The 25,627-nt window shown below is 61.5% G+C and carries 25 protein-coding genes, 2 tRNA genes, 1 other RNA gene and 2 pseudogenes; 14 read left to right on the plus strand and 16 right to left on the minus strand.

All coding sequences use genetic code 11. The features are described 5' to 3' along the window. Positions 1-4: 4 nt before the first annotated feature. The 6 genes from ACS8YF_RS09055 (at position 5) to recR (ending at position 4,087) form a co-directional block, all read left to right on the plus strand. Positions 5-170 (plus strand) — tRNA-Ser (locus ACS8YF_RS09055). A 46-nt stretch (positions 171-216) separates the two neighbouring features. Continuing rightward, positions 217-307: transfer RNA gene (locus ACS8YF_RS09060), tRNA-Ser, on the plus strand. Between the two features lie 51 nt (positions 308-358). Further along, positions 359-455: signal recognition particle sRNA small type (gene ffs, locus ACS8YF_RS09065), an RNA gene on the plus strand. 212 nt (positions 456-667) lie between these two features. Then, positions 668-2,842, plus strand: coding sequence for a DNA polymerase III subunit gamma/tau (gene dnaX / locus ACS8YF_RS09070; RefSeq protein ID WP_440849900.1), 2,175 nt, complete (start codon positions 668-670; stop codon positions 2,840-2,842). Beyond that, positions 2,839-3,162, plus strand: coding sequence for a YbaB/EbfC family nucleoid-associated protein (locus ACS8YF_RS09075; RefSeq protein ID WP_109994828.1), 324 nt, complete (start codon positions 2,839-2,841; stop codon positions 3,160-3,162). The genes dnaX and ACS8YF_RS09075 overlap by 4 nt, the downstream gene beginning before the upstream one ends. A gap of 328 nt (positions 3,163-3,490) precedes the next feature. Further along, positions 3,491-4,087, plus strand: coding sequence for a recombination mediator RecR (gene recR, locus ACS8YF_RS09080; protein ID WP_440849901.1), 597 nt, complete (start codon positions 3,491-3,493; stop codon positions 4,085-4,087). Between the two features lie 51 nt (positions 4,088-4,138). Here the strand turns inward: recR and ACS8YF_RS09085 are convergent, their stop codons facing one another. After that, complete coding sequence (locus tag ACS8YF_RS09085; RefSeq protein WP_440849902.1) at positions 4,139-4,471, minus strand: 4a-hydroxytetrahydrobiopterin dehydratase; 333 nt, start codon at positions 4,469-4,471, stop codon at positions 4,139-4,141. 126 nt (positions 4,472-4,597) lie between these two features. Between ACS8YF_RS09085 and orn the strand changes: the two genes are divergently transcribed. After that, positions 4,598-5,143, plus strand: coding sequence for an oligoribonuclease (gene orn / locus ACS8YF_RS09090; RefSeq protein WP_440849903.1), 546 nt, complete (start codon positions 4,598-4,600; stop codon positions 5,141-5,143). A gap of 617 nt (positions 5,144-5,760) precedes the next feature. On the opposite strand, the gene ACS8YF_RS09095 is transcribed toward orn, so the two are convergent. The 3 genes from ACS8YF_RS09095 to ACS8YF_RS09105 all read right to left on the minus strand — a co-directional run bounded on the left by ACS8YF_RS09095 (position 5,761) and on the right by ACS8YF_RS09105 (position 9,441). Next, complete coding sequence (locus ACS8YF_RS09095; RefSeq protein ID WP_440849904.1) at positions 5,761-7,206, minus strand: cryptochrome/photolyase family protein; 1,446 nt, start codon at positions 7,204-7,206, stop codon at positions 5,761-5,763. 331 nt (positions 7,207-7,537) lie between these two features. Further along, a complete protein-coding gene (locus ACS8YF_RS09100) occupies positions 7,538-9,106 on the minus strand; it encodes a cryptochrome/photolyase family protein (protein WP_440849905.1) in 1,569 nt (522 codons plus the stop codon). A 143-nt stretch (positions 9,107-9,249) separates the two neighbouring features. Next, positions 9,250-9,441 (minus strand): hypothetical protein, encoded by a 192-nt coding sequence (locus ACS8YF_RS09105; RefSeq protein WP_440849906.1) that lies wholly within the window; start codon positions 9,439-9,441, stop codon positions 9,250-9,252. Between the two features lie 150 nt (positions 9,442-9,591). On the opposite strand from ACS8YF_RS09105, the gene ACS8YF_RS09110 reads away from it, so the two are divergent. The 3 genes from ACS8YF_RS09110 (at position 9,592) to ACS8YF_RS09120 (ending at position 11,641) form a co-directional block, all read left to right on the plus strand. Continuing rightward, positions 9,592-10,374, plus strand: coding sequence for an NAD-dependent protein deacylase (locus ACS8YF_RS09110; RefSeq protein WP_440849907.1), 783 nt, complete (start codon positions 9,592-9,594; stop codon positions 10,372-10,374). A gap of 45 nt (positions 10,375-10,419) precedes the next feature. Then, positions 10,420-11,055, plus strand: coding sequence for an adenylyl-sulfate kinase (gene cysC / locus ACS8YF_RS09115; RefSeq protein WP_440849908.1), 636 nt, complete (start codon positions 10,420-10,422; stop codon positions 11,053-11,055). Positions 11,056-11,140: 85 nt separating this feature from the next. Continuing rightward, the gene (locus ACS8YF_RS09120; RefSeq protein WP_440849909.1) at positions 11,141-11,641 is read left to right on the plus strand and encodes a hypothetical protein; all 501 of its coding nucleotides are present in this window, start codon (positions 11,141-11,143) and stop codon (positions 11,639-11,641) included. Between the two features lie 313 nt (positions 11,642-11,954). On the opposite strand, the gene ACS8YF_RS09125 is transcribed toward ACS8YF_RS09120, so the two are convergent. From ACS8YF_RS09125 to ACS8YF_RS09135, 3 genes and pseudogenes are all read right to left on the minus strand, one after another. Further along, entirely contained in the window at positions 11,955-12,191 is a 237-nt protein-coding gene (locus ACS8YF_RS09125; protein WP_440849910.1) for a hypothetical protein, read from the minus strand. A 153-nt stretch (positions 12,192-12,344) separates the two neighbouring features. Further along, positions 12,345-12,687 (minus strand): annotated as a pseudogene (locus ACS8YF_RS09130) (transposase domain-containing protein); the annotation flags it as partial. Positions 12,688-13,082: 395 nt separating this feature from the next. Further along, positions 13,083-13,172 (minus strand): annotated as a pseudogene (locus ACS8YF_RS09135) (hypothetical protein); the annotation flags it as partial. Between the two features lie 316 nt (positions 13,173-13,488). Between ACS8YF_RS09135 and ACS8YF_RS09140 the strand changes: the two are divergent. From ACS8YF_RS09140 to ACS8YF_RS09150, 3 genes are all read left to right on the plus strand, one after another. Then, positions 13,489-14,616, plus strand: coding sequence for a glycosyltransferase (locus tag ACS8YF_RS09140; RefSeq protein WP_440849911.1), 1,128 nt, complete (start codon positions 13,489-13,491; stop codon positions 14,614-14,616). Between the two features lie 613 nt (positions 14,617-15,229). Further along, positions 15,230-15,337 carry a sugar transferase gene (locus tag ACS8YF_RS09145; RefSeq protein WP_440849912.1) on the plus strand — a complete coding sequence of 36 codons (108 nt, stop codon included), beginning with the start codon at positions 15,230-15,232 and terminating at the stop codon, positions 15,335-15,337. A 416-nt stretch (positions 15,338-15,753) separates the two neighbouring features. After that, positions 15,754-17,148 carry an undecaprenyl-phosphate glucose phosphotransferase gene (locus ACS8YF_RS09150; RefSeq protein ID WP_440849913.1) on the plus strand — a complete coding sequence of 465 codons (1,395 nt, stop codon included), beginning with the start codon at positions 15,754-15,756 and terminating at the stop codon, positions 17,146-17,148. A gap of 90 nt (positions 17,149-17,238) precedes the next feature. Here ACS8YF_RS09150 and ACS8YF_RS09155 read toward each other — a convergent pair whose 3' ends face one another. Beyond that, entirely contained in the window at positions 17,239-18,243 is a 1,005-nt protein-coding gene (locus tag ACS8YF_RS09155) for an NAD-dependent epimerase (protein ID WP_440849914.1), read from the minus strand. 230 nt (positions 18,244-18,473) lie between these two features. On the opposite strand from ACS8YF_RS09155, the gene ACS8YF_RS09160 reads away from it, so the two are divergent. Continuing rightward, entirely contained in the window at positions 18,474-19,745 is a 1,272-nt protein-coding gene (locus tag ACS8YF_RS09160) for a nucleotide sugar dehydrogenase (RefSeq protein ID WP_440849968.1), read from the plus strand. Positions 19,746-19,963: 218 nt separating this feature from the next. Here the strand turns inward: ACS8YF_RS09160 and ACS8YF_RS09165 are convergent, their stop codons facing one another. The 8 genes from ACS8YF_RS09165 to ACS8YF_RS09200 form a co-directional block, all read right to left on the minus strand. Next, complete coding sequence (locus tag ACS8YF_RS09165) at positions 19,964-20,395, minus strand: hypothetical protein (RefSeq protein ID WP_440849915.1); 432 nt, start codon at positions 20,393-20,395, stop codon at positions 19,964-19,966. 463 nt (positions 20,396-20,858) lie between these two features. Then, positions 20,859-21,086 carry a hypothetical protein gene (locus ACS8YF_RS09170; RefSeq protein WP_440849916.1) on the minus strand — a complete coding sequence of 76 codons (228 nt, stop codon included), beginning with the start codon at positions 21,084-21,086 and terminating at the stop codon, positions 20,859-20,861. 139 nt (positions 21,087-21,225) lie between these two features. Continuing rightward, on the minus strand, positions 21,226-21,933 hold the full coding sequence (locus tag ACS8YF_RS09175) for a transposase (RefSeq protein WP_440849917.1): 708 nt from the start codon (positions 21,931-21,933) through the stop codon (positions 21,226-21,228). A 304-nt stretch (positions 21,934-22,237) separates the two neighbouring features. Further along, positions 22,238-22,678: a pilin gene (locus ACS8YF_RS09180; protein ID WP_440849918.1), complete on the minus strand. Its 441-nt coding sequence runs from the start codon at positions 22,676-22,678 to the stop codon at positions 22,238-22,240. A 176-nt stretch (positions 22,679-22,854) separates the two neighbouring features. Then, complete coding sequence (gene infA / locus ACS8YF_RS09185) at positions 22,855-23,073, minus strand: translation initiation factor IF-1 (protein ID WP_109994791.1); 219 nt, start codon at positions 23,071-23,073, stop codon at positions 22,855-22,857. Positions 23,074-23,202: 129 nt separating this feature from the next. Beyond that, positions 23,203-23,973: a leucyl/phenylalanyl-tRNA--protein transferase gene (gene aat / locus ACS8YF_RS09190; RefSeq protein WP_440849919.1), complete on the minus strand. Its 771-nt coding sequence runs from the start codon at positions 23,971-23,973 to the stop codon at positions 23,203-23,205. Further along, positions 23,970-25,115, minus strand: a complete 1,146-nt coding sequence (locus ACS8YF_RS09195; protein WP_440849920.1) for a GNAT family N-acetyltransferase — start codon at positions 25,113-25,115, stop codon at positions 23,970-23,972. The genes aat and ACS8YF_RS09195 overlap by 4 nt, the downstream gene beginning before the upstream one ends. A 67-nt stretch (positions 25,116-25,182) precedes the next feature. Continuing rightward, positions 25,183-25,518 (minus strand): hypothetical protein, encoded by a 336-nt coding sequence (locus ACS8YF_RS09200; RefSeq protein ID WP_440849921.1) that lies wholly within the window; start codon positions 25,516-25,518, stop codon positions 25,183-25,185. Between the last annotated feature and the right edge of the window lie 109 nt (positions 25,519-25,627).

Below are 25,627 nucleotides of genomic sequence, written 5' to 3' on the forward strand. Positions count from 1 at the left end.
TTTAGGAGAGGTGTCCGAGCGGTCGAAGGAGCACGCCTGGAAAGCGTGTGTGCGGTAACCCCGTACCGAGGGTTCGACCAGCCGCACAGCGGCTGACGCGAGCAAGCTTGGCTTGTGAGTCCGGAGGATAAAAATCGCCAAAAGCGATTTTTACAATCCCTCCCTCTCCGGTCGCCCGCAAGGGCGACGTATCAGTTACAATCTGCAGCCGTTTTAGGAGAGGTGTCCGAGCGGTCGAAGGAGCACGCCTGGAAAGCGTGTGTGCGGTAACCCCGTACCGAGGGTTCGAATCCCTCCCTCTCCGCCAACAAAGTGCGTCGGCGCGAAAACCGAAGCACTCGTTTGCAATGGTGGCCCGCGTCGGTGCCCCCGCGACGATATGCCGTAAACCCCGTCAGGCCCGGAAGGGAGCAGCGGTAGCGGCGGACTCGGGCGCCGGGGTGTCGCTGGCGCGGGCCGCCACCTTTATCTGCCCGCGGGCAGCGCGGGCGATGGCCTTCGCTGGGTGAGGGGCGGGCCCTGGCTGTTGACGCGGCCGACGTTCCCGCTTGAAACGTCCGGGCCATGCCGCGATAGTTGAGAAGATCAGCCGCATTCGTTCCAGGATGGTTCGCCTCATGACGCAAGCGCCGCTAGTGTCCTGTAACGTCAGGTCACGTTTCTCCGCATGAGTTTTCAAGCGCTGGCGCGAACATGGCGGCCCCGCCGCTTCGATCAGCTCGTGGGCCAGGAGCATGTCGTCCGCGCGCTTACCCACGCGCTTGACGGCGACAAGCTGCATCACGCGCTGCTGTTTTCCGGTACGCGTGGCGTGGGCAAGACCACACTCGCGCGCATTATTGCCAAATGCCTGAACTGCGAGCGCGGCGTAAGCGCGTCGCCCTGCGTCGGCGAGGAGGCCTGCGCCACCTGCCGCGAAATCGACGAAGGCCGCTATGTCGACCTGATCGAAGTCGATGCGGCGTCGCGTACCGGTGTCGACGACACCCGCGATCTGATGGACAACGTGCAGTACGCACCCACGCGCGGCCGCACCAAGGTGTACCTCATCGACGAGGTGCACATGCTGACCAAGCATTCCTTCAATGCGCTGCTCAAGACGCTCGAGGAGCCGCCGCCACGCGTTCAGTTCCTGCTGGCGACGACCGAACCGGAAAAGATCCCGGTGACCATCCTCTCGCGATGTCTGCAATTTCCGTTGAAACGTCTGTCGGCAACGCGTATCGCCGATCGGCTGCGCCATATTGTGGACGCGGAGTCGTTGTCGGCTGACGAGGAAGCGCTGGCCGAGCTCGCCCGCGGTGCCGACGGCAGTATGCGCGACGGCCTGTCGTTGTTGGATCAGGCCGTTGCGTTCGGTGGCGGTCATCTGGACGTCGACGGTGTGCGCGACATGCTCGGCACGATTGGCGAAGCGCGTGTCGCCGAATTGATCGACGCGGTGATCGACGCGCAAGCCACCGCCGCCCTGATTGCGCTGGAATCGCTCTATGCCCAGGGCATCGACATGCGATACCTGCTCGAGGCGATCGCAACCGCCTGGCAGCACATCGCCACAGTGCAGGTGGTCGGCGAAGCAATCGATGACGAAAGCGCGCGTTGGCAGGCCTCGGCAGATCGCCTCGATCCGCGTGTCACACAGTTGTTCTACGACATTACGGTTGCCGGCATACGCGACTTGCCGAATGCGCCCGATCCGTTGGTCGGCGTCAAGATGTCGGTATTACGTATGCTGGCTTTCGCCCCGGCATGCAGCGATAACCCCGTGCCCGCGTCGACCACTTCGCCGGCGCCCGTCGCGCGCGGGCCCGAGGTGCCGGAACAGGGTGCCCCGGCGGATCGCAAGCAGAGCGCGCGCGAAGCGATGGCCCGCGCCCGCGCGCAGCTGCAGGGCAAAAAAGACGGCGGATCAGACGAGTCGACGACGGTCACGCCCGCTGAGCAGTCCGTCACGCCCGATGCCGCAGGGCCATCCGTGGCCGTGTCGGAACCGTTTGCACAAGCGCCGGCCGACCTTGCGCCAGCGGTTGCCGAACGGCCTGCGGCGATTAACGAGCAAAGCGCCCCAGCAGCGGAGGAAGCCGCGACGCCAGCCCCGGCGAATCGCGCGGCGGCCGAGGAGGTGCCGGCGCCGGTTGCGCCGGCTTCCCCAGATCGCGAATCGGCCGGCGGGGCCCAGCGACAACAGGGCGGGCTGACCGTCGCCGCCGCGCACACGAGTTCTGCACAGGCGCAGCCCGAGGCGGAGCGTCAGGCGACCCACGAGGTCGCCGTGACGGCGGTTGGCACGCCGGAACAAAGCCCGCTTGATCCGGCTATCGCGGTTGTCGATTCGTCGCGGGCGGCGGACGCGGCCGAGGCAGACACCGGGCACGCGCCCGAGGCCACAGGCGACACGTTCGATTTTTCGTCGACCCGCGATCACCCCGAGGATTGGCACGCGCTCGTTCCGCGTCTCGATGTTCGCGGGTTCGCCGCCCAGCTTGCCAACAACGGCGTATGCCGCCATCTCGACAACGCGTTGATCGAGCTCGATCTGGCCCGTGCGAACGCGTTTCTGGCTACCGAGGATGCCCGCGAGCGGCTGCAATCGGCCCTGTCGGATGCCTGGGGCACGGCCGCGCCCCCGCACCTCAAGATCAACGTGGTGGACGAGCTGCACGACACGCCGGCCAAGCGTATCGAGGCCAATGCCGAAAAGCGGCAGCAGGACGCGGTTGCATCCATCGAAAATGACCCGATCATTCAGCAATTGCGCAGCCAGCTTGGTGCCCGGCTGCGTCCCGAAACGATCAAACCCCATCGCTCACCGGGCGCGATGCAGCAAAGAGACGATCAATGAAAGGTTCCATCGGCAAAATGATGCAACAGGCCCAGGCCATGCAGGGCAAGATGCAGGAAGCCCAGAAAGAGTTGGCGCAGATGGAAATCACGGGTGAGTCCGGCGCCGGCCTGGTCAAGGTCGTGATGACCGGAAAGCACGAAGTCAAAAAAGTGCATATCGACCCGTCCGCGCTGGAAGAAGACCCGGAGTTCCTCGAGGATCTCGTGGCCGCGGCAATCAACGACGCCGTTCAACACGTGGAGACCGCAAGCAAGGAAAAAATGTCCGAGCTGACCGGCGGCATGGAACTGCCGGAAGGCATGAGCCTGCCGTTCTAGACGGCCGATCGAGGCCCGTGCAACGCGCGGGCCTCGCGCCTGGCGTCCATGTCGGATGACGCCTCCGGCTTAATCCACCTACAACAACAGCCCGGCCGAAGCGCGTAGGTCGGCTTAGGCCGCAGGCCGTAAGCCGACAGAGCCCCGCGCACCCGGCGAGCCGGTCCAGACGCGCAGACCGAAGCCCTGCGCCAGCCACCGCCGCGCCCCTCGTCATGCCGATCAGCCCGGGCTGCGGCACCTGCCGGCAGCAACAAGCCCCCAGAAGCAGGCCGCATTCCGGCATAATCGCGGCCTCGGCCCAGACGATGTGCACCACGAAACCGCCATGGCCTTTGCTCCCGCTTTATCCCGGCTGATCGACGCTTTCCGCGTACTGCCCGGCGTGGGCGCGAAAAGCGCCCAGCGTATGGCGTTTCATCTGCTTCAGAACGAGCCCGAGGGCGGTATCCATCTGGCGCAGACGATTCAGACGGCGATAGCCAACATCCGGCATTGCCGCGAATGTCGGATGTTCGCCGAAGCCGAGCTTTGCGAGATCTGTCGAAACGAGCAGCGGGACGCCAGCCGTGTGTGCGTGGTCGAGAGTCCGGCCGATGTCATGGCCATCGAGCAGAACACCAACTTCGACGGGCGCTATTTTGTGCTCATGGGCCATCTGTCGCCCATCGACGGTATCGGCCCCGAGCAACTCGGCCTGGATATTCTGCGCGATCGTCTGGTCCGTGGGCCGGTGGCGGAGCTGATACTCGCGGTCGGCGCCACCGTCGAGGGCGAGGCGACCGCTCAGTACATCGCCGACCTCGCGCGCCAGAACAGCGCCAGTGTCACCCGTATTGCCCACGGCGTACCGGTGGGGGGCGAGCTCGAGTACGTCGACGCCGGCACTCTGAGCCAGGCGTTCTCCGGCCGCCGGCCGCTGTAAACGAAAGACAAGCGGGCGGTAGCGGCTGCGCCGGGCCTGGCCGGCCGCGTATCAATTCAACAGGCGGTCGATCTTCGCTGCGCTGATGAAATCATTGTCGGACAGGCCGCCGATGGCGTGCGTGGTCAATTCGATGCGGCAGCTGTTGTAACCGAACGTGATATCGGGGTGATGATCTTCGCAGTGCGCGATGTACGCCACGGCGTTCACGAATGCCTGGGTCTGGTAATAGTTCTTGAACTTGAACTGGCCTACGATCTTCTCGTCATCCGCATTTTGCCAATGATCACTGAGCTGCTTCATGCGATCGGTCACCGTCTGACCCGTCATCGGCTGGGTGCCGCCTTCGCAGGGGGCGCATTTCTGATCCGCGAGCGCATTCATAAGCGTGACTTGGTTGCGAACTGTTCGATGTCACGATAACACTGCCCGCCGCCGTGACGAACCCCGGTGGGTGGTCGTCGGCGAACGTCTCGCGCACAATGCAAGTTTAGGAATCAAGAAGAACCCATGAGCTACGCCGACGATAACCTGATCTGGATCGACCTCGAGATGACGGGTCTCGACCCGGACGCCGATCGCATCATTGAAATCGCCACGCTGGTCACCGACGCGAATCTTCACGTGCTGGCCGAAGGGCCGGTGCTGGCCGTCCGCCAGAGTGATGATCGGCTGCAGGGAATGGACCAGTGGAACACGCGCCAGCACAACGCCTCCGGGCTGGTAGCGCGGGTTCGCGCCTCGAGTGTTGATGAAGTCGAAGCCCAGCGCCGCACCATCGAGTTTCTTGAAAGCTACGTGCCCGCGCGCCGCTCGCCCATGTGCGGCAACAGCATCTGCCAGGATCGCCGCTTTCTCGCCCGCTACATGCCCGAACTGGAGGCCTACTTCCATTACCGGCATATCGATGTCAGCACCCTCAAGGAACTTGCCCGCCGCTGGGCGCCCGAAGTGGCGAGCGGCTTCTCCAAGGATTCGAGTCACCTGGCCATGGACGACATTCGCGACTCGATCGAGGAGCTGTCCTACTATCGCGATACCTTGCTAAAGGTATGATGATAATAGGAAAAATGAAATCGTTCGTCTAAGGTCTAACGGCCGATACGTTGACCCGAGCCGGCGTGCGGCGTAAAACAAAGTATACGCGCCGAGGGCCACTAACGAATCAACGCATTGGCGCCGTATCGCGCGGTCTCTCGGAGGGGACGGAGAACAACAATCCACGACACGGCGAAATAAAGAATCCCGGCAGCCGCAGCTTCAAAGCTGCAGAAAAACAATACGGGAACGCCACCTCAGGACTCCTTCGGGAGTCCTTTTTTATGAATGGAAGCCCGGCACCCACATGCACATGCCAGCCCCGCTCCGGATGTCGGATCACGCCTCCGGCGAATCAGGCCTACAACAGCTCGATCGAAGCGAGTAGGTCAGCTTAGACCACATGGATTGCATCGCAATCCATGATACCTTTGGACTTGGCCAAAATCAGCGCCAAAAAAAGTCTTTTGGCACAGATGCTTGCGATGCAATCCATATCAGGCCACAGGCCGTAAGCCGACAGGCCCGCGCGCCCGGCGAACCACCCAATTCGCCCGGGCCGGCCCGTACGTCCGATTACGCCACCGGCGAATCCGACCTGCAAAAGCCAGATCGTTGCCGCAAATCACCGACGGCTATGTATTCTTGATCCGATCGAACGCGTCGAGCGCCGCCTGGCGCGAAGCCTTGAGATCGACTATCGGGTTCGGATAGGTCTGGCCCAGCGTCACGCCGGCATCGTCGAGCACTTTCTGTGGCGCGGCCCATGGCCGATGAATATGTTTGTCCGGCAGACCGCTTAGCTCGGGAACCCAACGTCTGACGTACGCGCCGTCCGCGTCGAAACGCTCGCCCTGGCGTGCCGGATTGAATATACGGAAGAATGGGGCAGCGTCGGCGCCACAACCCGCCGCCCATTGCCAGCCGAGCGTATTGTTCGCCAGATCGGCATCCACGAGCGTATCCCAGAACCAGCGTTCGCCATGCTGCCAGGCGATCCGCAGATTCTTGGTCAGGAACGACGCCACCGTCATGCGCAGGCGGTTGTGCATGATGCCGGTCGCCCAAAGCTCGCGCATGCCCGCATCTACCATCGGGACCCCGGTGCGGCCGGCCTGCCAGGCTTGCAGGGCCTCGTCATCGTGGGTCCAGGGGAAATGCTTGAACCGCGGATCGAGCGGTTCATCGGGCGTATTCGGAAAGTGGAACAACACGTGGTGTGCGAACTCACGCCAGCCGATTTCGCTGAGAAAGATATTCGCATGCTTACGATGCGATTCATTACCGTGGTCGTGCAGCCACTCTGCCAGGCGATGCACGATCTGGCGGGGCGCGATCTCACCGAAATGCAGGTGCGGCGAAAGATACGACGTGCCCGGCTGCGCGGGGCGCTCACGGCTTTCGCCATAGCCGCCGAGCGTGTCGTTCACAAAGGTTTCCAGACGCGCGTGGGCCCCGTTCTCGCCCGGCCGCCACGCTTGCCGGATACCCGTATCCCATCGGATATCCGGCAGCAGGCCCAGGTCCGACAGCGCCTCCGAGCCAATCCGGGACCATACCGCCGGCAATGCCTCGGGGGCGGGGAGTGGATTGCGCACCGGGTCGTCGCGAATGGCTTTCCAGAACGGCGTGAACACCTTGTACGGCGTATTCTGCCGGGTCGAAACAGTCCACGGTTCGTGCAGCAAGGCGGCATTGAAGCTCGCGGCCTGGATGTTTGCCTCCTCGAGGTGGCGCTTCACCTGTTTATCGCGAGCGATCGTGCTCGGATCGTACAGCCGATTCCAGTAGACCGCGCATGCACCGCTTTCTTCGATCAACGCATCCAGCGCGGCTATCGTCGGCCCCTGACGAATCACCAGCCGCGAGCCCAGCGCTTGAAGATCGGTGTCCAGCGCCGCAAGCGAAAGATGTTGCCAGACGCGCTGCGCACCGCCCGGCGCCCAGTCTCCCAGTTCGTCGGGCGCATGGATGAACACCGGTACGATCGAATCGAACCCGGCGTCGATCGCAGCGTGCAGCGCCGGATTGTCCGCCAGCCGCAAGTCGCGCCGAAACCAGATAATCACGCGTTTTTTCATCGAAGCTCACTCGTCGATCGATACACCACTGGGCGTACGCAGACCCCGAAACAACAGATGATAGCGCGCAAGTCATTGGCGACGGGTCCAAAGGCCGAACAAAGCGCGTAGGTCGGCTTAGATCACATGGATTGCATCGCAACCCATGATGCCCTGGGGATCGGCCAAAATCAGCGCCAAAAAAGTCTTTCTGGTACAGATATTTGCGATGCAATCCATATCAGGCCGGAGGCCGTAAGCCGACACTGAGGCCCCGGCGATCAAACGCCGCGTCCGTACGCCGGTACGCCTCATGTCGAACCCATCGGCCCTATCCTGCCGCGCCGCGTTATCAAATTCGCTCGCCGTCTTCGATCTGCTGCCGGAGCGTACGAGCCTGGCGACGAATGGCCGCCATCAATCCCGCATCCGCGCGTTTCTTTTCCAGATTCTTGACCTGAAACACCATGCGTGGATTATCGCGAAACGCCTCGAGATTGCGGTCGAGGAAATCCCAGTAAAGCGTTGTTATCGGGCACGCTTTGTCGCCACTCGCCTGCTTGTAATCGAACTGGCAATGCTTGCAGTAATTGCTCATCTTGTTGATGTAATTGCCTGATGCACAATACGGTTTGGTTCCAAGCAGGCCGCCGTCGCCGAACTGGCTCATGCCGAGCGTGTTGGGCAGGCTGGCCCAGTCGATGGCATCCAGATACATGGCCATATGCCACTCGTGAAAGCGGTACGGGTGCACGCCGGCCAGGAGCGCAAAAAGCCCGAGCACCATCAACCGCTGGATATGATGGGCGTAACCATTGTCCACCACGTTGCGCATGGCGTCGGCAACACAGGCCATATCGGTGTCGCCGTCCCAATACGTGCGCGGCACCGGTAATTCGGCGCGCAGCGCGTTCCGGCCGGCATAGCCGGGCATTTCACGCCAATAGATGCCACGCACGAATTCACGCCAGCCCAGCACCTGGCGGATATACCCCTCGACGCTGTTCAGCGGCGCCTTGCCGGACTCGTAAGCCGCGATGGCCGCGTCGACGCATTCGCGCGGGCCGACCAGATGAAGATTGAGCGCGGCGGACAGGCGGGAGTGATAGGCGAACGGCATGTCGGTCCAGAGCGCATCCTGGTAGTCGCCGAACAACGCGAGCCGATGGTCGGTGAAATCGCGCAACGCGGTACGCGCTTCATCGTGGGTGACGGGCAGGTCGAAGCCCTCGATCTGGCCCGGGTGGTCATGGAATCGCGCTGCGACCATATCGATAACGCCGCGCGTGATCGCGTTGGGTCGAAAGCCGCGGACGTGCGGGAGTTTGCCGGGGCCGTCTCGGCCAAAGGCGCGGCGGTTCTGTTTGTCGAAGTTCCATTGGCCGCCTTCCGGCTGGTCGCCATCCATCAGAATATACTCGGTGCGCCGCATCCAGCGATAGAAGTACTCCAGCGTCAGCGAGCCCCGGGCATCGGCCCAGTCGTTGAAGGCATCGAGACCGCAATAGAAGTGGCGGTCGGGCCGAACCTGCAGGGGTAGGTCTTGATGCTTCGCGCAATCGGCCAGCACGCGCTGTACCCGATAATCACCGCATTCGCTCATCACCAGCCGTTTCGGGCCGAGCTCGCGCACCGCGGTCGTCAGGATCGCCGCGAAATCGACGCCGCTGTCGCACCGCCCATCCACATCCAGCGCGTGGTACCAGACGCGGAACCCACGTGCGCGCAGATCGTCGCGATGATGGCGCATGGCGGCGAAAAACAGCACCAGCCGTTGCTTGTGGCACCACATATGCGTCGCTTCGGTCTGGTTTTCTGCCATCCAGACCACATCCCGTGCGGGATCGTAGTCGTCCAGCGCCGACAGTCCACGATCCAGCTGATCGCCGAGCACGATGACGAGATTTCGGATACCAGCCAATCGCGGCTCCTGCAGGGTCGGGTCACGTATCGTACGCGGGTCAATCCGAGCCGGATGCCGGCCCGTGCCACGGCCGTCCCATGCCGGACGACGCCTCCGATGAATCCGAGCCACAACAGCCGAAACAAGGCGCGCAGGTCGGGTTAGACCACATGGATTGCATCGCAATCCATGATGCCCTCGGGATAGGCTAAAATCAGCGCCAAAAAAAGTCTTTTTGGCACAAATGCTTGCGATGCAATCCATATCAGGCCGTAAGCCGACAGAAGTACGCCTACCCACCAGACCAAACCGCCCAAGCCGCGGCCGCCCCACATGTCGAAGCGCGCCGCCAACGAATCCCCCCACAAACGCCAACCCCACCAACCGGGCCGGGCGGTTGGCCCACTCGCCACCCCGCGCCGCGGGGGCACAACGGTCTGCGTCCGCGGCGCACCGGGCCGGCCACCTACATTCATCATTCGGCCTCCGGCATACTGCGCACCATGTCACGTTCGCTCGACGACAACATCGCCCGTGCGGCAAACGCTCTTGGCTCGGCCTCGCGCGTGCTCGCGATTACCGGTGCCGGCATGTCCGCCGACTCGGGCATGCCGACATACCGCGGTGTGGGCGGCTTATACAATGACCAGGCCACGGCCGACGGGGTGCCGATCGAACAAGCGCTCTCGGGCCCGATGTTCGCGCGCGAGCCGGCGCTGACCTGGAAATATCTGGCGCAGATCGAGTCGGCCTGTCGCGGCGCACGGCCCAATGCCGGCCACCGGGGGCTCGTGTCGCTGGCCGAACATGTCGACCATTTATGCGTGGTCACGCAGAACGTGGATGGCCTGCATCGGGCCGCGGGTACGCGCCAGCTGATCGAAATGCACGGCAATATTCATCGTCTGTTCTGCGTGCGCTGCGGACAATCCCGCGACGTGCCGGACTACGCCGGCTTGCGACGATGGCCGCCCCTGTGTGCGCGTTGCGCGGGGGTGGAGCGCCCGGCGGTGGTGCTGTTCGAGGAAACGCTGCCGCGTTCGGCGCTGGAACGTTATCAGCGCGAACTCGCCCGCGGTTTCGACGTGGTACTAATGATTGGTACCACGGCGGTTTTCGAATACATTGCCGCGCCCGTATACGCCGCGGCATCGGGGCGGGGCACGGCAATAGAGATCAATCCCGCGGACACGCCAATCACGGAATTGTGCCATGTAAAGTGCGCAGGGCGTGCCGCCGATGTCATTCCAGCGCTCCTTCGGCAACTCGCGGCCGGCGGTCGCTGACGGAACACCCGCAAACCGTTCAGATGAGGGCATAGGCTCGAACCCATGAGCAATACAGAAAATATCGTGTGGCACGAAGGCTCGGTCAACCGGCAACGGCGCGAAGCCATCAACCGGCACCGCGGCCTCACCATCTGGTTCACGGGCCTCTCCGGTTCGGGCAAATCCACCATCTCCGTCGCGCTCGAAGAGCGGCTCACCAACATGGGCTGCCGCACCTATCGCCTGGACGGCGACAACGTCCGCACAGGGCTCAATCGCGACCTGTCGTTCACGCCCGAAGACCGGATCGAGAATATCCGGCGGATCGGCGAAGTGGCCAAGCTGTTCCGCGACGCCGGCATCATCAACCTCACCGCGTTCATCTCGCCGTACCGCCGGGACCGCGAAATGGCGCGGGCCCTGTCCAGCGAGGAAGATTTCGTCGAAGTGTTCGTCGATGCCCCCCTGGAAATCTGCGAGCAGCGCGACCCGAAAGGGCTGTACAAGAAGGCCCGCGCCGGCAGCATCCCCAACTTCACCGGCATCAGCGCACCGTACGAGCCGCCGGAACACGCCGAGGTGCATCTGCACACCGCGGAGAAGGACATCACCGGCTGCGTGGACCAACTTGTCGAGTATCTAATCACACACGGCTACCTCGAGCGTTCGCTCGTCGCCGCCGCCGGTACCGCACGGTGAAGACAGTGTGTTTTGAACGTGTCGGTAGACCTGACACGTTGTGCTATCCTCCCGCGCTTCGACTCGAACCGCTGGTGCCACCCGTATGTCCCTAATGCGTCTTGGCCTGCTTTTAATCGCCTCCGTTGCCATAGCCGGCTGCAGTACGCTCCACCTTGGTAGCAGCGCATCGGGTGTATCGGTGGTGGGCAAGAGCACGTATTGCGGCACGCCGTCGCAAGCCTCCGAAGTACATTACTTTGCCGATCCCGACGCCTTTCAAAACTGGATCGACTACCGCAACGTCAACGGCTTTAACCCGAAGATGGCGCGCAACGGTGTACTCATCGTCGAAATGGGCCAGCGCCCGACTGGTGGCTACGACATCCAGCTCGCCAGCAAGAAAACCGGCATCAAGAATAATGTGCTGACCATCGGCATGGATTGGCACGCCCCGCGGCTGGATGCAGCCGTCAGCCAGGCGATGATCACCCAATGTGTGGCCCTGCATTTGCCACAAGGGCAGTATCACAAGGTCCGCGTCGTTGATCAGCTGGGCAATGTCAGGGGCAGTGCCGACGTGAGCAGCTCGGCGAAAGGCAGCTGAGCGGTAACCTTGCCTGATAGGGTTTAACAAAATTCTACGCTTATGTACGAGCAATCACTGCTGTGCCACAGGTTTCGCAGCAGCCCGGGTCGGGCCGACGCAGTGGCATCGGGCTGATCACCGCGGAGCAGCCGAAACCGGTCTCGGCGCTCGCACAAGTTGAGCTGCAGCAATCGAGTTATCTGCCCCGGGCTGCGATCGATACGACTACTGAATTTAATTGACGTCCGAAGCAGATAAACGCATACATCAGGCGATCCAGATCTGCGCCGGGACCGTATTCCGGGAGAGGTGTCCACTAACGACTTGATCCTCAGGTTCTGGTTGACGAACCTGGAAAGAGTTCTATCTTCCAGCGCGCCTTGTAGATATCGGGGAGGGTCCTGGCGGCCAGATAAAAATTGCTGCTCAGCACGCCCTGGCCCGTCAATGCATTGAACCAGGCGTAGTCGTTGTGGGGGCGCGGTCCGTCACGACGCTGCTGTCGCGTGGCACGCCCCTCCCTGCGCGCCACGATGGCATCGCGGGTCGCACCGTCGGTGAGCACCACAAGGCACGGCAGATAACCGTCGTGATTCAGCCCGACATGCAGCTTGACCGCGCCTTTTGTGGTGCGGAACTTCGTGCAGGGAAAGACCGACAGACAGAGACCGATGGTCGAGGCATCGAGCGAGATCAGTCGCTTTTAGAACCACGTAACCGACTATTCGGAGACGTTATTGTCGAAGCGGTCGAGATCGGAACGTAGGGGCTGGTCGGCGAAGTGTTCGTTCCAGCGCCGCGGGATGAGTGCGGCGACGCCGCTCGCCGGATGAATGCCGACCCGTTGGAGCATATCCACCAGATAGATATACGGATCGATGCCATGCAGCCGGCAGGTGGCGATCAGGCTCTGGATGATGCCCATGTGCTCGGTGCTGGCTTCCATCCAACAGAACAGCCAAGTTGCCACGCCCCATCGGGATCGGCCGCAGACCACGTTCCAGATGGTTGGTGTCAATTGGCACCTCGCGATCGCCGAGTAAGACTTCGAGCGACGCCTTGCGCTCGGAACGCGCAGGCCACCGCCCTGGCCAGGGGATGACTGGGCTCCAGATCCAGGCACTGGCCGCACCATTGCCGGAACGCCCGGACCGCCGGTCCGCGGTATTTCGTTCGCGCGGCCTGTTTGTTGGGGCCTGTGCATTGTTTTTGCCGGATTGTGGCGTCGGTCTGGTAACAAGTCACCGATCAGCGTCAGTGCGTGTTGCGCCTGGGGATCACTGTCCAGCACCCGTTCGAAGCCCCGGCGGATATGCGCGCCCTGCGCTGGGCATGGATGACGCCCGACCGGGCCTCGGCATAGCGGACTTGGGCCGCAGCTTGCCGGGCCGGCCCGCCCGGCCTTGAAGGGCGTCTCGTCCATCGCCAGGACCCCACTTTGCAGCAGATGTTCGAGCTGGGCGAAATGGATCGGGCAGAGCAAGGCCGCTGTTCGGGCCACCAGTCGGGTCAGTGTGGCGCGGGCCAGCGTGATGCCGCCGGCGGCCAGATGCGCGGGCCACCGGTCGAATGCACGCCATCACGTATCGTGACGGGCCGTGCGTCGATCGATGTTTATGACCGTTGGTATCATTCCTCAGCACGACGGGCCGTGACCCACCGTGCCGTGGTCGAGTTCCCGGTGCTGGTCTAGGTCGACTAGTTCAATGATCAGCATCTGTTCGAGCCGATCGGCGATATTCCCCGGCCGAGGCGGAAGCCAAATTCTTTGACACAATTGCCCCGGCTACCGAAGTGGCGTGACTCAAACCCACGAGTCTTCAGTAAACCCGGGGCGGTTCAAATCTAAACTGGTCTGATAGTCCATGCCGAATTTACGTATAGCCCTGGTTCACTATTGGTTTGTAACGGATCGTGGAGGGGAAAAGGTTGTAAATTCTTTATGCAAGCTTTTTCCTGATGCTGACGTATTCACGCATGTGATCGACCGTGAGCGATTTGGTGCTTTAAACAAGGCGCATTATGTGCGTGAAACGTTCATTGCCCGTATTCCTGGCGCGCGCAAACATTATCAAAGGCTTTTGCCGTTGATGCCCCTTGCGCTTGAGCAGCTGGATCTTCGTGAATATGATTTGGTAATTTCCAGTGAGTCCGGGCCGGCGAAGGGGGTGTTGACTGGTCCAGACACGTTACATATCTGCTATTGCCATTCCCCGATGCGCTATTTATGGGATATGTATCCGGATTACCGCGAGGCGGCCGGTCGATTAACGCGCGCAATGATGGTTCCGCTAACGCATTATTTAAGGCTATGGGACCGAGCCTCAGCCGATCGCGTAGACCACTTCATTGCGAACTCGCATTTCATCCGTGCACGTATTCGGAAGTGTTATCGGCGCGATGCGAAGGTCATTCATCCGCCGGTGGATGTTGGGCGCTTTGAATGTGTGTACGAGAAGGGCGATTATTTTCTGCTATTAGGGCAGCTGACCCGGTATAAGCGTCCAGATATCGCGATTGAGGCTTTCCGCGCTCGCTCGTCGATGCGATTGCTTGTGGTCGGGGAGGGGGATTTCAGAGATGAGTTGCGGCGAAATGCGCCAGGTAACGTGGAGTTCCTCGGGCGCGTGGATGACGCCCGTGTGAAGGAGCTTCTGGAGTCAGCGCGCGCGCTGGTTTTTCCCGGAGTGGAAGATTTCGGAATTGTGCCGATAGAGGCCATGGCCTGCGGCACGCCAGTGCTCGCTTACGGGCGAGGTGGCGCGCTCGAAACCGTTATAGACGGTGAAACGGGTTTGCTGTTTTCTCACCAAACGCCCGAATTTCTGATGTCGGCTCTGGAGCGTCTTGAGCAGTGGGAGCCGACCATTGACCGCGCGGCTATCCGGGCGCATGCCCTAACCTTCTCGGAGGAGCGATTTCATCACCGCATGAAGGAAGCTGTTGACGGTTGGCTAGCCCAGGTGCATGGAGGATATTCGGCGGGTGGATAACGAATGGGTGGCGTTTGTTGATGTGCCGAGATCCATCCGGGCGAGCGCGCATGCGGGTTAGTGAGCAGCACCGCGCCTTCGTCGTATACTATTAACACGGCACAAAATAGATGATTCTTCGGGCTAATAGCGCGAGTATACGACCGCATGCTCGTCGCGGCTATTGGCCGCTAAGCCTTTGAAAATAAACGATGTAAAGGCGACTGCTTTTATTTTCATGGCGTTGAAAACAGCGGATGAAGTCGGCTGTTTTGATGCCTTATTGATAATAGTAGTCGGGCACGAGGGCTATTTGTACGGAATTTGCCAGCTGCAATCGGCAGACGTTATACCGCGCGAGTTGCGCGGTCGTCTGACGCGGGCCGCCGGCGGGCGCGAAACCGGCAGTGGACTTGTACGGTGGCCCGATTCTCGTTTTCTTCCCTTCTTTGTTTTGCTAATCGTTTATTGGCGTACTTCGCTTTGTTGCGCATATTTTGTTCGGTCGGGCATGGCGTGCGGAAATTTCGCGGTATATACCCGGGTGTAGAAGTGTGCCTGCAACAGCTGCGCGGATACGCGTGTTGAATGGCAGACGAACTTGGAGTTGAAAAAGATCGCGGGGTGACTCCGTTTGGGGGCTGTTCTTAGGCGGTCGAGCTTGGATGAGCTGCTTCAGTCGTTGCGTGTGGTGGTTGGCGATATGTTCCTGGTTGGTCCGCGGCCGATTGTGGAAACATGAGTTTGTGCGTTATGGCGGTCATGGGCGGCTCGACCTCTCGGCATGCCCGGGCATGCGCGGCCTTTGGCGCCGCATCGGCTGTCGCGATACCCATTACCGATTATCGATAGCGTATTGCCTTGGATTGCGCCTATGTTTGAGCGCAGGGCCTTGGGCCGGATCTTAAGATGCTGTTCAAGGCGATTGCGGTAGTACTGCGAAATCGCCGGGGTGCCTACCGCTTTCACCGGTATACGCCGGGCTCGAATTGGTAGCGGCATCGTATATCCGCAGGAGGCTCGGCGGCGCATGCTTTTTCCGTTGTAAAATCTTGTACCTAACGCGTTTTCCATGGGTCGGCTGGAGGTTCGATAGGGCTAAGCCGTTTTCGAGCCCGAGCGTGTAAAATCGCGTAGTTGAATTGGTGAATAAGAGGCATGTTCCAACGCGGTTTTCTTAGAGAGCACGGTAATATTTCGGTCGCGCTTTATGTGTTGGTCGATCTGGCGATGATCTGTGCCGGGGCCTACCTCGCTTACTTCTGGCGGTTTGATGCGCTTGGCCTCGGGGCGCATTACCGCGGTCCGGTCATTGTCGCGCTTCTGCTCACAGTCAGTGTGTTCCCTTCACTGCAGCTTTACGACTCGTGGCGCGGTCGTAACCTCGTGGATCAGTTCCGGGCCGTAACGTTCGGGTGGGGGGGCGTCATGCTCGGTTTGATCCTGGTCGGTTTCGCGGTCAAACAAAGCGATAGTTATTCGCGCTTATGGGTCGCCACCTGGGCGGGTTGCGCCTGGGCATTGCTGGTTGTGGGGCGGGTGGCGACATTTGTCACCTTGCGTGAACTTCGCGCTCGCGGGTTGAATCACCGTCGAATCCTCATTGTCGGCGACAGCGCACTAGCCGAAGAAGCCTTGGCACGGGTAAAGGCAACGCCTTCCACCGGTTGGGAGGTTATCGCCGTGGCGATGATCGATCACGACGGAAACCAGAAGCTCGGCGATGTGCGAGTGGTGGCGTATCAGGACCGGACCGAGCGCCTTGCGCGCCGCTTCCATGTGGATGAAATCTGGCTCTGCTTGCCGCTCGATCAGCAGGCGCTGATTGACCGTGTGTTGTGGGACTTTCGCCATAGCCCCATTACCATGCGCCTTGTGCCCAATCTTCGCGGTATGCGTCTCATCCAGCATCCAGTCACGGAAATTCTCGGCGTGCCGATGCTGAATCTGAACGTCTCGCCCATGCATGGGCTGAGTCGGGTGATCAAGGCGGTCGAAGATCGGACGCTAGCCTTGATCATCCTCGCGCTCATCAGTCCGTTGTTGCTGGTACTCGCGTTTGGCGTAAAGATGAGTTCTCCTGGGCCGATCTTCTTTCGTCAGAAACGCATGGGATGGAATGGTCGACTTTTTACCATATTGAAGTTCAGGTCCATGCTCGTGGATGCGGAGTCCCGAACCGGCGCGGTCTGGGCGCGGGCAGGCGAGACGCGTTCGACGCGTTTCGGTGGTTTTCTGCGGCGGACCAGCCTCGATGAACTGCCCCAGTTCATCAACGTGTTGCGCGGAGACATGTCGATTGTCGGGCCGCGGCCGGAGCGGCCGGTTTTCGTCGACCAGTTCAAGGCCGAAATTCCCGGCTATATGCAGAAGCACATGGTGAAGGCCGGGATCACGGGCTGGGCCCAGGTCAATGGCTGGCGCGGCTCGACCGACCTTACAAAGCGGATCGAGCACGATCTGTATTACATTGAGCACTGGTCGCTGTGGTTCGATCTGAAGATCATCTTCCTCACGATCTTCAAGGGATTCGTGCACAAGAACGCGTATTAGTGGGCCTCGTGCGATCCGATCGGTGTTTGGCTCGTGAGATCAGCGGGCTTTGTTCTGTTCGCATAGGCCGAGTGGTTGACGTGAGTCGGTTCAGCCGTAATAGCTCTGATACCAGTCCACGAATTTCTTCACGCCTTCGTCGACGGTGGTTTCGGGGCGGTACCCAACGGCTTCGAACAGGCCATGGACATCGGCGTGGGTCGCTTCGATGTCGCCGGCCTGCATGGGCAGCATTTCCTTTTCGGCCGTGATGCCCAGGCATTCCTCGAGGCGGTTGATGTAGTCCATCAACGGCACGGGGTTGCCGTTGCCGATGTTGTAGATCCGCCAGGGTGCGGGGCTGCGGTCGACACGGGGGGCGTCGCTGTTCCAGTTTTCGTCCGGTGTGGCGGTTTTATAGAGGACGCGGGCGATGCCTTCAGCGATATCGTCCACGAAGGTGAAGTCGCGCCGGTGTTTGCCGTGGTTGAACACCGGGATGGGCTCGCCCGCCAGCATCTTGCGAGTAAACAGGAACAGCGCCATGTCGGGCCGGCCCCAGGGGCCGTATACCGTGAAAAATCGCAGGCCTGTCGTCGGCAGGCCGTACAGATACGAGTAGGAGTGCGCCATTAACTCCGTGGCCCGTTTCGAGGCGGCGTAAATGGCCAGCGGGTGATTGGCGTCGCCGCCGGGCGAGAAGGGCATGTCGGTGGAAGCGCCGTACACCGAGCTGGTGGAGGCGTATACCAGGTGGTCGACTTTGTTGTGCCGACAGCCTTCGAGGACGTTCAAGGTGCCCGTGACATTCGAGTCGATGTAATCATGTGGATGGTCGATTGAATGCCGTACCCCAGCCTGGGCGGCCAGATGTACGACGCGCTCGAAGCCGCGTTCGGCGAACAGTGCCGGCATGGCCTGACGATCGGCGATGTCGAGCTCGACTTGTTCGAACGCCGGATTGTTTTCGAGCACGGCCACGCGGGCACGCTTGAGCGCGACGTCGTAATACGGGTCGAAATTATCGACGCCCACCACGTGCTCGCCTCGATCCAGCAGTCGCTGGGCGACATGAAACCCGATGAAACCTGCGCTGCCGGTGACGAGAATGGTCATGAGCAATCCAGTGGTGACGCTGCATATGGGGCGGACCTGATTATACCGGGCATGTGACGCCTCCGACGCGGATCTGCCGCATGGCGTTCCGGGTTTTTCGCATATAGCCGGTCCGGCCCCCGGCGCCTGCGAGTTTCGGTATGATCGCAGGACAACGGGCTCGGGCCGAGCGCGCGGCTTTCGCGTAGCGCCCAGAATAATAAAGAGGGTGGAACGTGTCGGAAACGAATATGCCGGCAAGCGACCGGTTGGCGGTTCTGGGCCTCGGCTATGTTGGGTTGCCGCTGGCGGTGGCATTTGGCCGGCATCAGTCAACGCTCGGGTTCGATATCGACGGAAAACGCGTCGCTCAGCTGCGCGACGGCCATGATTTCACGCGTGAAGTTTCGCCCGAGCAGCTGGCAGCCTCGAACGGGCTGTCGTTCTCGTCCGATCCGGCGGATCTGGCCCAAGCGAATATCTATATCGTGTCCGTACCGACGCCGGTGACGGATGCCAAGGTGCCGGACTTCGGCCCGCTGGAATCGGCCACGCGCGCGCTCGCGCCTTATCTGTCGCGCGGCGACATCGTGGTGTACGAGTCCACGGTGTACCCGGGGGCGACCGAAGAGCGCTGTGTGCCGATTCTCGCCGCGGGCTCGGGGCTGGTGTACAACGAAGGCTTTTTCGTCGGCTACAGCCCGGAGCGCGCAAACCCCGGCGATACCGAGCACGGGTTGGCCAATATCGTGAAGGTGGTGGCCGGCTCCACGCCCGAGATCGCGGATCGTTTGGTGGCACTGTACGGGCAGATCGTGCCGGCGGGGGTGCATCGGGCCTCGTCGATCACGGTGGCCGAAGCGGCCAAGGTGATCGAGAACGTCCAGCGCGATATCAACGTCGCGCTGGTCAACGAACTCTCCAAGATCTTCGGGCGCTTGAACATCGACACCCAGGAAGTGCTCGAGGCGGCGGGCACGAAATGGAATTTCCTGCCGTTCAAGCCGGGCCTGGTCGGCGGGCATTGCATTGGCGTGGACCCGTATTACCTGACCTACAAGGCGCAATCGGTGGGCTACCACCCGGACATCATCCTCGCCGGGCGGCGCATCAACGACGGCATGGGCCGTTATATCACGCACGAAGTCGTGCGCCTGATGCTGCGGCGCAAGATCCAGGTGAACGGCGCGCGCGTGCTCATCATGGGGCTGACGTTCAAGGAAAATTGCCCGGATATACGCAACACGAGGGTAGTGGATATCGTGCACGAATTGCAGGCCATGGATGCAGCCGTCGATATATACGACCCGTGGGCCGATCCGGCGAAGGTGACCCACGAATATGGGCTGACATTGGTCGATTCGCCGCAACCCGGCACCTACGACGCCGCCATCGTGGCCGTCGCGCACCGTGAATTCCGCCAGGCCGGCAGCGACACCGTGCGCAGTTATTGCAAGCCCATGCATATCGTCTACGACGTGAAATACGCCTTCGCCGCCGACGAAACGGACGGACGGCTTTAGTCACGTAGCGCGCGATGCCGGCTTACAGCCTCTGGTCCGCGCCCGCAGACGGAGGCCAAGCAGACCGCGTAGCTCGGATCAGCCGCAGGCGTAATCCGACAGATCGAAGTCACCTGTACACAACTCAAACGGCGCCCGAGTCGGGCCACGATCCGGCCCGCGCCGGACTCTCTCTATCCCGGCTTGCGGCCTTGGGTCTCGAACCACACCGCTCGGCCTCAGAACGCGAGGAGCACGCCCATGCCGACGGCCATGTTGCCGCGGAGACCGCCGCCGCTGCTCTGGCGCAGCCGCTCATCCTTGATTGCCAGTCCGCCCTGGACGCCTACGCTCTTGTTGAGCCAGTTGTGCGCCATGAAGCCGCGTAGGCCGTTGTTTCGGTTAAACAGGTGCGTGTCCGGCGCCGCGGCGGCCGCATTGTCGCTGCCGGTATTCTGTTGCGCGTCCGTTGCCAGCGGGCCGGCCAGCGGCGCCCGCACCGAATGAGCGGTCAAAACAAGCGACGCGCGGCTTTCATTCGTCAGTGGCACATCGCGCGGCGTATTGGCGGGCAGTTTGAGATTGAGTGGCGGTGGCACGCTTGCCCGCGTGATGGTGACGACGCTCGCGTCGTGATGACGTTCGGGCTTCAACGGCGACAGACTATCCATTGGCGCCCAGGCCAGCCGCGCGTGAGCCCGCGGTGGCGCTACGGCCCATTTTGAAACAGTTGGCTCGGCCGAATGCCGGCTCGCCACCGCGGCAGCAGGCGGTGCCGGCCGCTGGGCCACGACCGGATCGTGGGGCGTACGCCATAAAAAACAAATGCCCGCCACAACAGCGCCGATGACCAGCGTCGAAGCGGGGTAGATGAACACTGTGCGCGAATTCATGGCGCGGCACGTAAATAATAGCCGAGTCGCATATCGTCGTCGAAATCGTGCGGACTTTCAATAATTATCGACGGCCCAGCCGCTTCGGGCCCGGCTTTCTGCCAGTGCTGAACAACATGAAGCCCGCGCGATCGGCGGATTCGCGGTCGGTTACCGTGGCCGCCGGGTAGCCCGAGGCTGGCCGCGGCGTTTATCCGGCCAAATTTTACGTCAAACGCAAGCCGGGCCGAGTGGGGCGTGATTATGGCTCGATGGTGTCCGGAGGCCGGCGCGGGCGTCGGCCGTTGAGCGTGCCGTCCGCCCAGAAGCGCGGCTCGTTGGCGTTGCGTAAATAAACGCGATTCGCCTGGATGTCCGGCCCGCCGCGGTGCGGGCCGTTCCAGTAGCTGAACACCGCGCTATAGATCGCGGCCGTTACAGTGACCAGCGCGAAAACCGCTCGGCCTGTTGTAGATAAGGGGTCAGACACGATTCGACGAGCGAGAGATAAGGGGTCAGACACGAGTTAGATAAGTGTACGAGTAGATAAGGGGTCAGACACGATTCGACAAGGGAGATAAGCTAAGCGGGACGGGAACGCCGGGCAGGAAAGCCCGGCCATCACGATCCTATCGGTCGGTAAAGGCGTTATTTTTCTTCGGCCGGCCTCGCCGCCCGGGCGTGGCTCGGATATTGAGTGATTGCCCGATGCGTTCGCGAAAAGCCTCACTGCCAAGCACAACGCCCTGACGGGCGCTCAGCCGAATCTCGTGCTCCGTTTCCGCTGTCAGCGGTATGCGGAACAACTCGCGGTATGCGTGCTGCCGCGCCGCCGCGGTCGGACCGAGGGCATTGTAGAGAGAATGGGGCGTGAGCCACGCATCGCCTCGGCCCAGCGCGTTGGCGTGGTAGCTGGACCAGCGGTAATCGTCCGGCATATCGGCCATGCCCTGCGCTCTTACCGGGTTGAGTTCGATGTAGCGATAGCAAGCCAACAAATAACGCTCGGACTCCACCGGGCTGGCGCGGCAACGTCCTTCCCATAACGTACCGGTGCGCTCATGTCGGCGGTTGACCTGCCCGACGTAGCGACGCCCAACCGATTGCATCATACGCGACACCGCGCGATCCCGGTGGGGCGTGACCAACAGATGGACGTGATTGGTCATCAACACATAAGCATGGACATCACAACCGCTGACCCCGGCAGCCGTCTGCAAGCATTCCAGGTAAAACAGGTAATCGTCTTCGTCGAAAAAGCAGGCCTGACGATTATTACCACGCTGAATCACGTGCTGGGGCACGCCGGACAGGTTGAAGCGGGGCAGGCGGGGCATGGGCTGGCTGCGAAGCGTTGCTTGTATTGCTTGGCACTATATCAGGACTGGAGCTAATGTATCTGACCCCTTTATCCCCGCTATATCAGGACTAGAGCTAATGTATCTGACCCCTTTATTGTTGGAGTGGAATCCGCCTATCAGGACTGGAGCTAATGTATCTGACCCCTTTTATTGCTCCTCGGCTTACACCGTAGGTCGTAAGCCGGCAACGAAGTCGCTCGTGATTGATCAAGCGCCGGGGCGTTGAATCGGCCCCGCGCCTGTTTCGTTGGATTACGCTGCGCTGGTCGAACTACGCGACTTAAGAGCCGCGACAGCTAGATGGAAGGAACTTAACGGGAACCGTGCCCGCGCCGCAACTCCATGTAACCCCTGAGGTGTCGCCCGTACCCGTAAACACCACAGTTTCCCCGTCGGTTACGCCATTACCAATTGCATTCATAGCAACGGTAATTGTTGCTTTGTTAGCATTTGTCTGCGCATATGCTACGGATTTAACGTATTTGGTATTAGAAGGAGTTACGTCTATTGCAGCTGTTGTTGCATCGGGAGGCATCTTTCCTTGAGTTTCATAATACTCTGAAACCGACGTCTTCGCGGCGCTGGCGAATGATATCGCTTCAGACATTTTGGCTCGGGTCGTATAGTCCTGATACTGCGGAATAGCGATCGCCGCGAGAATGCCGATGATCGCGACCACGATCATCAGTTCGATCAGTGTGAAGCCTTGTTGCTTCTTCATTGCGGGTTCCCCCTTGAGTGCTGAAAATAGTCATGTCGACTGGACGCATGCAACTGAAAGCACGAGTTGTGCCAGTCGGGAATCGCAGTGTAATCAGAATGTTGGCGTGAGCGCCATGGCGACATTTGATCGCGTAGGCGTCAGAGAGTGACGCCAAGCGTCACGTGCGGGCCGTGTTAGCGGCCGCGGTAGGTGATGCGACCCTTCGTGAGGTCGTAGGGGGTGATCTGGACGGTGACGCTGTCGCCGCGCAGGATTCGGATGTAATGCTTGCGCATCTTGCCGGAGATGTGGGCGGTCACGATGTGGCCGTTTTCCAGCTTCACGCGGAATGTGGTGTTGGGCAGCGTCTCGACGACGGTGCCTTCCATCTCGATGTGGTCTTCTTTTGCCATTAGCTCCTGATCTCTTGCTCTGCGCGGTTTGACGCGCCGAATTATCTGCCATGTGCGCGCGGGGTTCAATCACGCTGTGGATACGGCGGGCTCGCGCCCCCGGTTTTAAGCGACCGGCGCATCGGCGGTTCAGTGGGTGTGTGATGTATTGGTGCGCTGGCTTTTTTCAAGATGCGCCGGGTCCCGGGGCGCGTCGATGGTGAAATGCCAGGGCGACTCGGGGGGCGCGGCGGGTTCCGGCTGGCGGATGGCATCCAGAAAATGCGCGCGCGGGATGTCGATCGCGCCCATGCGATACAGATGCGGTGAGCCCACCTGGCCGTCGAGGTAGCGATAACGCCAGGCATGGAGTTGGCGCGCGAGCCACGTCAGCGCGATCTTGCTGGCATCGGTGGCGGTGCTGAACATGGATTCGCCGAAGAAGACCCGCCCGCGGGCGACGCCGTACAGGCCGCCGATGAGTTCACCCTCGCGCCATACTTCGACCGAATGGGCATGACCGAGTTCGTGCAGCCGGATGTATGCCGCCCGCATTTCGGGGCCCAGCCAGGTGCCTTCGCGATGGGCACGCAGCGCGGCGCATTGCTGGATGACGCGGCAAAACGCGTGGTCGAGCGATACGGCATAGTCCGGCCGCGCGAGCGTGCGTTGAAAGCGCCGCGAGACCCGGACGCCGTCCGTGGGAAATACGGTACGCGGGTCCGGCGACCACCACAGAATGGATTCGTCCGGGTTGTACCAGGGGAATATGCCGAGCGAATAGGCGCGAAGCAGGCGCTGGGGCGAGAGGTCGCCGCCCATGGCGAGCAGGCCGTTGGGTTCTTCCAGGGCCAGCTCGGGATCGGGAAATGCGCCGTCCGGCTGGTTGGGGTCCAGCCAGTAGAGTCGGAGGCCACTCACGGCGGCGTCGTCGCCGGCGCTTGTTCGAAATTGCAGCGCTGGCGTTGTTCGGCCTCGAAGTCCGCCATCATGGCGGCCTCGCGTTCCACGAAGTCGCCGATGGCGTGTTCCAGCCGCGGATCGGCGATCACATGCGTGGACCAGGTGGCGACCGGCTCGAAACCGCGCCGTATCTTGTGTTCGCCCTGGGCGCCGGCATCGAAGCAGGCCAGCCCGTGTTCGATGCAGTATTCGATGCCGGCGTAGTAACAGGTCTCGAAATGCAGGCTGTGGTAATCGGTCTCGCAGCCCCAGTGACGACCGTACAGGGTGTCGGCGCTGCGCATCATGAAGGCCATGCCCACGGGGTGGTCGTTGTGGTAGGCGATGAAGAACAACACCTGATCGCGCAGGCGCGTCGTCAGCTCGGCGAAGAATGCGGGGGTCAGATACGGATCCTGGCCGCGGATGGCGTAGGTGCGGTCATAGAAGGCGTAGAGCGTGTCCCACAGTGCCGCCGGGATCTCATCCGGGCGGCGTACGACGACGGCCACGCCGGCATCGGTCATGCGGCGGCGCTCGCGCCGGATTTCCTTGCGCCGTTTGGACGAGAGTTGCTGCAGGAATGCATCGAAATCGGCGTAGCCGCGGTTGAACCAGCGGTACTGGCAGCCGCGGCGGGCGTGCGCATCGGCGCCGAGCATGGCCGCGGTGGAGCCGTCGTCACCGAACAGGCTGTGCAACGACGATACGCCCATGTGCTCGGGCAGTTTGGCCAGCGCCCCGGCCAGCGCGCGGCGCGCGCCATCGTCGCGGGCCAGCAGGCGCGGACCGGAGACGGGCGTGAACGGCACGGCGTTGAGCAGTTTCGGGTAGTAATTCAGCCCGACCTGGGCATAAGCGTTGGCCCAGGCGAAATCGAATACGAATTCGCCCATGGAATGATCTTTCAGATACAAGGGTGCCGCGGCAACGAGGGCGCCGTCGTCGGTGCGCAGCAAGGCATGGGCCGGCTGCCAGCCGAGCTCCGGCGACACGCTGCCGCTGGCTTCCAGCGACGCCAGAAAACCGTGCTGGATGAACGGCTGGTCGGTACCACAGAGCGCATTCCACTCGGCGGCATCCACATCGAGAATGCTTTCGGCCTGCGTCAGTGTCGCCATGATATCGGGGGTGGAATGAAGCGCCGCCCGGCCGGGCGCCCTTGGAACACGCGGGCATCCGCGCCCATCAATTCAGGGCATAACTCCGGGGCAGGGTGTCGCGCAGCGCGAATTGCACGCAGGCGTCGTGCTCGAATTCGTTGAGTTCGTCCTGGGCATCGTGCGCGCGATCGGCCTCGGTCAGGCGTCCGGCATCATCGAATTTCACGATGGCGCCCAGGGTCTTGACCTGGATCTCGCCCTCGTCGTTGGCTTGATCGTCGAAGGCGACCTGTACATAGCGCAACTGCTGCTCGGCGAAGCGGGGCAGATCGCGTTTGCCTTCAGCAACCGCCGATGCCTCGTCTTCGGTGAACTCCTCCATCGCGCCGTCTTCGGTAAGCAGGAAATGGCGGACCGACATCGTTACCTCGTATTAGCCTCTTGTGTCGTAGATATTGGCGCAAACAGCCTGAATTCAAGGGTCTGCGCCGACGCTCACAACAGCTAGCAATGAGCCTCGGTTACACTAT

The organism is Salinisphaera sp. SWV1 (genome assembly GCF_052044155.1).
Lineage (GTDB): Bacteria > Pseudomonadota > Gammaproteobacteria > Nevskiales > Salinisphaeraceae > Salinisphaera.